Source organism: Kitasatospora sp. NPDC059408, from assembly GCF_042751525.1.
GTDB lineage: Bacteria > Actinomycetota > Actinomycetes > Streptomycetales > Streptomycetaceae > Kitasatospora.
In genome coordinates this window covers 64,517-73,501 of sequence record NZ_JBHYWI010000045.1, presented here as the reverse complement: position 1 = coordinate 73,501, position 8,985 = coordinate 64,517, and the positions used below count along the sequence as shown (strand labels likewise).

The window sequence follows — 8,985 nt, the reverse complement described above, 5'->3', positions numbered from 1 at the left end:
GCCTGGGCGCCGGCCGCCGGGCTGCTGCTGGTCGGCGGCGCGCTGCCGGCCGCCGCGACCTCCGACAGCCCGTGGTGCGCGGCCCTGGCCGCCTCGGCCGCGCTCCTCACCGCCGCCGTGACCGCGTCCCGCGCGGCGGTCGCGGCGGGTGCCCTCGCGGCACTGGCCGCCGGGGCCGTCGCGGCGGCCTCGGCCCCGGCGGCGACGGCGGCCGTGCTCGGCACCCTCGCGGGGACCGGCGGGCTCCTGCTCGTCGCCGACCTGTCCCGCCCGGTCCAACGTCCCGGTTCCACCACACAATTCGCCCACAGCAGCACCCCGGCGACCACGCCCCACCGCGACCAGCCCCACCACGAATAGCCCCAGCGCGACCAGCCCCGCCCCGTAGAGGAACCGAGCCGAGCACCACCCCTACCACGATGCCCGCACCCGTCCCGACCCCAAGGAGCCAGCCATGAGCCGCCTCGGACTCGCCGCCCGCGCCCTGCGACTGACCCTGAGCCGGACCAACGCCGACACCACGCCCGACTACGACGCCGCGAGCTCCAGCTACGACACCTACTTCAGCCCCGTCATGGGCGTCCACTCGCTCGCCGCCCTGCGCGAGGTCACCGTCAGCCCCGGCGACGACGTCCTCGAACTCGCCTGCGGCACCGGCCACCTGACCCACGACATCGTCCGGAAGCTGGAGGGCCGCGGCTCCGTCCGCGCGGTCGACAAGTCCCCCGGCATGCTGTCCGTCGCCAAGGCCAAGGTCCTGCCCGAGGCGATGCGCTCCCCGGACCTCGAAGTCTCCCTGGAGGAGGGGGACATGGAGGAGTTCCTGCGCGCCCGTCCGAACGACAGCGCCGACCTCGTCGTCGTGGGCTGGGCGATCTGCTACAGCAAGCCGGTCAGACTGCTGGAACAGATCAAGCGGGTCCTGCGCCCCGGCGGCCGGATCGTCGTCATCGAGACCCGCGGCGACGCCCTCAAGACGCTGATCGAGCAGTTGGAGAAGGTGTTCACCGCCGACCCGTCGCTGCTCACCGGCATGATCCGGGTCAACCTGCCCAAGGACGCGGCCACCGTGGCCCGCTGGTTCACCAAGGCCGGCCTCACCGTGGACGTCCAGCGCGACGGCCACCAGGTGCTGCCCGCCACCACCCCGGAGGAGGCCCTGGAGTGGGTCCAGCGCTCCGGCGCGGCGGCCGGCTTCAAGGACGCCGTCGACCAGAGCCGCGAGGAGCACGCCCTGGAGCTGATCCGCAAGGGCCTCGCCGAACACGTCGCCCGCCACGGCGCACTGGAGCTGCGCCACACCTTCGTCGTCGTCACCGGGACCAACCCGGGCACCACCACCGGAACCGGGCCGGGCGGCCGGCACCGCGAGGGAGTCCGCAGCGCATGACCACCACCGCCACACCCGCACCGCCGGCGGAGACCACCCACGGCGCGGTGCAGCACCGGCTGCTGCGCCTCGCCGAGGGGCTCACCGCCCGCCCGAAGACCGTGCTCGTGATCTGGGTGCTGGTCATCGCGGCGTGCTTCCCGTTCGCCTCGCAGCTGAACGACGTCCTCACCAAACAGGGGGCGTCCAAGGTCGTGCCGGGCACCAGCAGTGCCCGGGCCGACCGGCTCGTCGAGGAGTCGTTCCCGGCCCGCTCGCAGCGCGAGTCCATCGTCGCGATCGGCGCGCCGGACGTCCGGAGCTCCCAACTGCGCGCCATGCTGGCCGACTTGGACGAACAGATCGCCACCCGCGTACGCACCGGCGAGGTGCAGCAGTCCACCTCGGCGTACACGCTGTACCGGGACTCGACCACCGAGTACCTCAAGCGCCTGCGCACCCAGGTCGACCAGCAGCTCGCCGCCGCGCAGACGCCGGCGACCCCGGACACCCGCCGGCAGGCGGTGGACGCCGCCGTCGCGGCCGGCCAGGTCCCGGCGGCCCTCGCCGATCCGGCCCGCCAGGCGGTCGCCGTCACCGACGACGCCCAGCTCCTGCCGATCTCGGCCGCGTTCACCAAGGCGACGGACTGGCGCACCTTCCCGGTGCCGGTACCCGCCGAGGCCGTCGACCGGCTGGTCGCCAAGGACGGCAGGGCCACCCTGGTCTCGGTCAGCTTCGCCAAGCGCGCCGGGCACGACCCGGACGTGGACTGGCTCCGCTCGGCGATCGCCGGCGCCCAGCGTGCCGCCGGGGCCGGACCGGACGTCGAGGCCCACGTCACCGGCGAGCTGGCGCTGATCAAGGACACGTACAAGAAGGCCGAGGACGACAACGCGCTGATGGAGACGGTCGCCTACGCGATCATCTTCCTCGTCCTGCTGCTGTTCTTCCGGGCCGTCGTGCCGGCCGTGCTCACGGTGGCGGCGATCGGCCTCGCGATGACCGTCAGCCAGGCCGCGCTGTTCGCGCTCGGCCACGGCGTGACGCTCACCCAGTTCACCATCACCATCATGAACTTCGTGATGCTGGGCGCCGGCGTCGACTACAGCATGCTGCTGTCCTCCCGCTACCGGCAGGAACGGCTGGCCGGACGCTCGCCCAAGGACGCCGCCGTGCACGCCACCGCGCACGCGGGCGAGTCGATGCTGCTCGCCGCGGTCGCCGTGGTGCTGGCCTTCGGCGCCACGCTGTTCTCGCCCGTCGACTGGATCCCGCCACTCGGCTACGGCGGCCTGATCGGCATCCCGATCGTGCTGCTCGCCGCGCTGACGCTCACCCCGGCCCTGCTGGTCCTGCTCGGCGACCGCTTCTTCTGGCTCGGCCGCGACCCGCTGGCCGACCTGGAGCACGGCAGCGCGCTCGGCCGCCACCTGAAGCGGGCCGCCGACCTCGCCCGCCGCCGCAAGGTGGCGATCGTGCTGCTCTTCGCGGCCGTCACGGTCCCGTTCGCGGTGATCACCGCCCAGCACCGCTCCACGGCGGATCCGGTCGCGCTCAGCCCGGCCACCGACTCGCGCACGGGCTTCGAGCTCGTGGCCCGCGAGTGGGGCGACGCCTCCGTGCTGCCCACGCTCGTCGTCGGCCGGCCGGACCCCGGTGTGGTGGACGGGCAGCACCACCTCACCGACAGCGGGCGCAAGGCCGTCACCGACCTCACCGACAAGCTGGCCGCGGTACCGGGCGTCGCCCGGGTCTCCGCCGTGACCAGGCCCTTCGGCACGCCGGTGAGCGCCGCCGACCTCGACGCGCTCGGCCCCGACGTCCGCCGCGACTACCTGTCCGACGACGGCGCGCTGCGGATCGTCGTCGAACTCGCCGACAAGCCCTACACCGAGGCCGCGGTGCACACCGTCGACCGGATCCAGGACGTCACCGCCGCGGCCCGCGACGTCGGCCCGCTCGCGGTCGGCGGCGCGACCCAGGTCGACCGGCAGTACGGCGACGCGCTCGACTCCAGCTTCTGGCAGATGATCGGGCTCGTCTCGGTCGGCGTCTTCGTGATGCTGGTGTTCGCGCTGCGCTCGCTGCTCATCCCGATCCGGCTGATCCTCACGATCATGATGAGCAACGTGTGGGCGATCGGCATCACCGTGCTGGTCTTCCACTTCTGGCTCGACAAGGCGATCATCGACGACCTGCCGATCTTCCTCACCGTGCTGATGATGGGCCTCGGCATGGACTACGAGATCTTCCTGGTCACCCGCGTCCGCGACCTGGTGCGCGGCGGGGCCGACCAGGAGAGCGCGACCGTCGGGGCGGTGGTCGACACCGGCCGGGTGATCAACGCGGCCGGCCTGGTCATGGCCGGCAGCCTCGGCACCATGGCGCTCTCCTCGACGATCATGCTCCAGGAGTACGGCGCCGGCCTCGGCCTCGCCGTCCTGCTGGACGCCACGCTCATCCGGATGTTGTTCGTCCCGGCGACGCTGCTGCTGTTCCGCCGCTACAACTGGTGGCTGCCCAGCCTGCGCCGCTCCTCCGCCCCGGCCCCCGCGAAGGCGGGGTGAGCCGCCCGTGACCGCGGACCGTCCGGCGGTGGCGCCCGCCACCCCCGCGCCCGCCACCGCCGGGCGGGCTCGCACTCCCCTGCGCCGGCGCACCCTGCACCGGCTCAGGCGGCACCACCGCGAGGCCCCGGCCTCCTCCGCCGCCAAGGTGTTCGCCGTGCTCGCCGTCGTCCGGATCGCCGGCGCGGTGTCGATGCCGCTGATGGTGCTCTCGGTCGGCCTGAGCGCGGCCGTCGTCACCGTCCTGGACCGGGCCGAGTGGGCGGCGGCCGGCCTGCGCCGCTTCCGCTTCCTCCCGGCCCTCGCCGGGACGGGCCTCGTGGTGCTCGCCTACGCCAACACCGTGTTCGCCACCCGGGCCGCGTTCGGCCGGGGCGCCGACAACTGGACCTCCCTCGTCCCCGAGCTCTTCCGGCAGATGGCCCCCGGGCAGCCGGTCGTCGCCGGAGTCGCCATGGTGCTCTGCATGGGCCTCCTGGTGCCGCTGGTCGAGGAGGTCTGCTACCGCGGCGTGCTGTACGACGCCGTCGCCCGCACCCGCGGCCCGCTCGTCGCGATCGCCGTCACCTCGGCCGGCTGGGCCCTCGTCCACCTCGGCGACTACGGGCTCAACCCGCTCAACGCCCGGGTGATCTGCGGCGTCCTGCCGTCCGTCTTCGCGATGGGCGTCGCCCTGGGCGTCTGCCGCGCCTGGACGGGCTCCGCGCTCGCGAGCGCCGTCGCCCAGGGCACCGCCAACCTGCTCCTGCTGGCCTGGGTCCTCTGGGCCCTCTGAGATCCCCTTCCCCGAGTTCACCTTCCCCCGCCTCCCCCGGCACAGTCCCGCTCGCACCCAGTCACCCCAGGTGAGGCACCCCATGAGAATCGCCGTCACCGGCCCGATCGTCATCGACAACCTGATGACCTTCCCCGGCCGTTTCGCCAGCCAGCTGCTGCCGGCCCAGCTCCAGCACCTGTCCCTGTCGTTCCTCGTCGACGACCTGGAGGTCCGCTACGGCGGCGTGGCCGCCAACGTCGCCTTCGGCCTCGGTCGGCTCGGCCGCGCGCCACTGCTGCTCGGCGCGGCCGGCAAGGACTTCGGCGAGTACCGGGCCCGGCTGGAGGAGGTCGGCGTCGACACCTCGCGGGTCCGGATCTCCACCGGCCTGGCCACCGCCCGCTACACCCGCACCACCGACGCCGACGACAACCGCATCGTCTCCTACCACCCCGGCGCCCTCGCCGAGGACGACGCGCCCGGCCCCGAGGGCTGGCCGCAGGACGTCGGCCTGGTCTTCCTCGGCCCCGCCGAGCCCGAGGTGCTCGCCGAGCGGGCCGCCGAGTGCCGCCGCCGCGGCCTGCCGTACCTCGTCGACGTCGCCGGCCGCACCGAGCGGCTCGGCCGGGCCGGCGCCGACGCCGTCCTCGCCGGCGCCACCTACCTGGTCACCAACCGCCGCGAGCGCGCCGCCCTCCTGGAGCATGCCGGCTGGGCGGCGGCCGACGTGCTGAACCGGGTCGGCGCCTGGATCACCACCCTCGGCGCGGAGGGCGTCTGGATCGACTACGCCACCAGCCCCTCCATCGCCGTCCCCGCCGCGCCGATCTCCCGGCTGCCCGACGGCGCGGGCGGCGGCGGGGCGTTCCGGGCCGGCTTCCTCGCCGCGAAGGCCGACGGCCTCGACGACGAACAGGCCGCCCGGACCGGCTGTGTGCTGGCCGCGTACGCCCTGGAGTCCGCGGGCAGCCAGGACTACCTGTTCACCCGGCCCGCGTTCGACGCCCGCCTCGCCGACGTCTACGCGGTCACCGCGGACATCCATTAGGTCCCCTCGTCACCCGCTCTCTCGACGGCCCGGCGGCCGGTGCGCCACACTCTCCCCGAACGGCCCACGCGCTCCCACCGCACCAGCCAGGACGTACCGATCCACGCCCTTACGGAGAGCCACACGGTGACCACTCGTCAACTGCCGGAGATCGCCTTCTCGTCCGGCCGGTCCGGTTCCGGGCCGGCCACCTGGGGCCAGCAGGCCATCTGGGACGCCGTCCGGCGCCTCGCCCCCGGCGACGCGCCGCGCTACACCATCACCACCGCCGCCCCGCTCGACCCCGGCCTGCCGCTGCCCGTCCTGCTCACCGCCCTCGACCGGCTGCTCCACCTGCACGACGCGCTGCACACCAGGCTCGTCCCGGACGAGGAGGGGCGGCTGCGCCAACTCGTCGACCCCGACGGCCGACTCGCCGTGCACACCGAACACTGCCCCGACCCGGGCAGACTCGCCGCCACCGGTGCCAGGTTGCACGACGAGCTGGCGGCCCGCCCGTTCGACTGCGCCGACGAGTGGCCGATCCGCGTCGGCGTGGTCGAGCACGGCGGCCTGGCCCGCCACGTCAGCCTGGCGCTCGCCCACACCGCCGTCGACGGCAACGGCATGACCCGCCTCGTCGCGGACCTCACCGCACTCTGCCTCGGCACCGCGCCCGCCGAGCTGGCCGCGCTCCGCGAGCCCGCCCAACAGCCCCTGGAGGAGGCCGAGTTCCAGGCCTCCGAACGCGGCAGGCGGCGGGACGCGGGCGCCCGCAAGCAGTTCCTGCGCAAGCTGCGACTCGGCCCGGCCCGCCTCTTCCCGCAGCCGAACGGACCCGCCGCGACCCGCTTCCCCAACGCCGTGCTGCGCTCCCCCGCCCTGCCCGCCGCCGTCGAACTCGTCGCCGCCGCACACCGGGTGAGCTCCTCCTCCGTCCTCCTCGCCGCCACGGCCGCGATGACCGCCAAGCTCTCCGGCTCCTCCGAGGCCGTCCTGCACGTCGTCGTCAACAACCGCTTCCTGCCCGAACTGGCGAACGCCGTCAGCACCGTCGCCGGCGAGGGCCTGTTCCACCTCCCGGACGCCACCGGCGAGTTCGGCGGGATCGTGCGCCGCACGCACGCCGCCGCGATCGGCACCTACCGCCACGCCTACTACGACAAGCTGCGCCTGGACGAGGAGATCGCCGCCCTCGCCGCCGGAGGCGTCCCGCTCGCCGACCGGTCCTGCGTCTTCAACGACACCCGCGAGCTGGCCCCGCCCGTCCCCGCCGAGACGGTGGGCGGCGACGACCGCACCACTCTCACCTGGCCCGTCGACTTCGAGCCGCGCCCCGGCCTGACCTACGCCCTGGACGCCGTCCGGACGGCCGACGCGCTGAGCCTCGTCATGACCGCCGATCCCGCCGTGCTGCCACGCTCGGCCATGGAGGAATTCCTCTACGGGATCGAGGAGTTGGTCCTGGGCGAGGCCGCGGCGCCGGCCACCGCTTGAACCTGACACCACTTGAACCTGACACCGCTTGAACTTGACACTGGTGTCAGGTTCTACCGTGCGGGCATGACCACCACCGCCCTCACCGGCCCGCTCCTCACCCCCTACCGCCTCGGCGCGCTCGACCTGCCGAACCGCGTCGTCATGGCCCCCATGACGCGCTACCGGGCGGCCGAAGACGGCACACCGCTACCGGTCGTCGCCGAGTACTACGCCCAGCGCGCGAGCGCCGGCCTGATCATCACCGAGGGCATCTGGCCCAGCCGGGCCGGCCAGTCCGGCTGGCGCCTGCCCGGCCTGGAGACGCCGGAGCACACCGCCGGCTGGCGGGCCGTCACCGAGGCCGTGCACGCGGCCGGCGGCCGGATCGTCGCCCAGCTGATGCACGGCGGCCGCCAGGGCCACCCGCTCAACCGCCTGCTCGGCGACGTCCCGGCCGGCCCGTCCGCCGTCCCGGCCCCGGGCCCGGTGCACGTCCGCGACGGCGCCAAGGCCGACGCCGTCACCCCGCGCGCGATGACCCGCGACGAGATCCGCCGGGCGGTCACCGACCACGTCGACGCCGCCCGCAACGCCCTCGCGGCCGGCTTCGACCTCGTCGAGCTGCACGGCGCCAACTCCTACCTGATCCACCAGTTCCTCGCCGACAACACCAACCTCCGCACCGACGAGTACGGCCCGCGCACCCTCGCCGACCGCCTCCGCCTCCCGGTCGAGCTGGTCACCGCCGTCGCCGCGGCGATCGGCCCGGACCGGCTCGGCCTGCGGCTGTCCCCCGGCAACCCGCAGTTCGGCATGGCCGAGGCCGACCCCGCACCCGTCTACCGGGCGCTGCTCGACGAACTCGACGGCCTCGGCCTGGCCTACCTCCACCTCACCGACAACGACGACTACCCCGCCCTCGCCGACCTCCGCCCCCGCTGGCACGGCCCGCTGATCGCCAACGTCGGCGAGAACCGCGCCGCCACCGACCGCGCCCGCGGCGAGGCCGTCCTCGACTCCGGCCTCGCCGAACTGGTCTCCTACGGCCGCGCCTTCATCGCCAACCCCGACCTGCCCGCCCGCCTCGCCGTCGACGCCCCGCTCACCGCCTTCGACCCGGCCCGCCTCTACACCCACGGCGCCGCCGGCTTCACCGACTACCCGCGCCTGCCCGGCGCGCGCTGAAAACCGCTTGAACCGCCGAAGTAGGCTCGGCCGCATGCGAATTCTCCTCCTCGGCGGCACCTCCTTCATCGGCCGCACCATCGCCGACGAAGCCCTGCGCAGCGGGGCCGACGTCACCCTCTTCAACCGCGGCCGGACGAACCCCGGCCTGTTCCCCACCGCGACCCGCCTCACCGGCGACCGCGACACCGGCGACTACTCGGCCCTCCGGCACGGCGGTTGGGACGCGGTGGTGGACCTGAGCGGCTTCTTCCCCCGCCAGGTCACCGGGGCGATGGACGTGCTCGGCGACTCCGTCGGCCGCTACCTGTTCATCTCCAGCCACGCGGTCTACGAGCGCGCCGGGCTCGCCCCCGGCTCGGACGAGTCCACCCCGCGCCGGGCACCGCTGCGGGAGGCCGAGCAGCTGGACGAGGAGACGTACGGCCGGCTCAAGGTCGCCTGCGAGGACGAGGTCGTCACCCGCTACGGCGAGCGGGCCACGATCGTGGGGGCCGGGCAGGTGGGCGGGGCGGCCCGCGGCCAGCGCCGGCGGCCCGACTGGGGGGGGCGGGGGGGGCGGGGCGGGCGGAGCGGGCGCCCCGGGGGGCCGGGGGAG

7 protein-coding genes and 1 pseudogene are annotated in these 8,985 nt (G+C 74.5%); all 8 read left to right on the top strand.

Features of this window, described 5'->3' with window-relative positions:
* The coding region (locus ACFXDE_RS27285; RefSeq protein ID WP_380497333.1) for a hypothetical protein at positions 1-360 on the top strand (360 nt) is incomplete at its 5' end.
* A 94-nt stretch (positions 361-454) separates the two neighbouring features.
* The gene (locus tag ACFXDE_RS27280; protein ID WP_380443245.1) at positions 455-1,390 is read left to right on the top strand and encodes a class I SAM-dependent methyltransferase; all 936 of its coding nucleotides are present in this window, start codon (positions 455-457) and stop codon (positions 1,388-1,390) included.
* The gene (locus ACFXDE_RS27275) at positions 1,387-3,939 is read left to right on the top strand and encodes an MMPL family transporter (RefSeq protein WP_380497332.1); all 2,553 of its coding nucleotides are present in this window, start codon (positions 1,387-1,389) and stop codon (positions 3,937-3,939) included. Before ACFXDE_RS27280 ends, ACFXDE_RS27275 begins: the two co-directional genes overlap by 4 nt.
* A 7-nt stretch (positions 3,940-3,946) precedes the next feature.
* Complete coding sequence (locus tag ACFXDE_RS27270) at positions 3,947-4,714, top strand: CPBP family intramembrane glutamic endopeptidase (protein WP_380497330.1); 768 nt, start codon at positions 3,947-3,949, stop codon at positions 4,712-4,714.
* 82 nt (positions 4,715-4,796) lie between these two features.
* Entirely contained in the window at positions 4,797-5,744 is a 948-nt protein-coding gene (locus tag ACFXDE_RS27265; protein WP_380497328.1) for a PfkB family carbohydrate kinase, read from the top strand.
* Positions 5,745-5,870: 126 nt separating this feature from the next.
* Positions 5,871-7,220: a condensation domain-containing protein gene (locus ACFXDE_RS27260; protein WP_380497326.1), complete on the top strand. Its 1,350-nt coding sequence runs from the start codon at positions 5,871-5,873 to the stop codon at positions 7,218-7,220.
* A gap of 66 nt (positions 7,221-7,286) precedes the next feature.
* On the top strand, positions 7,287-8,387 hold the full coding sequence (locus tag ACFXDE_RS27255) for an alkene reductase (RefSeq protein WP_380497324.1): 1,101 nt from the start codon (positions 7,287-7,289) through the stop codon (positions 8,385-8,387).
* A 34-nt stretch (positions 8,388-8,421) separates the two neighbouring features.
* Positions 8,422-8,985, top strand: a pseudogene (locus ACFXDE_RS27250) (epimerase); the annotation flags it as partial.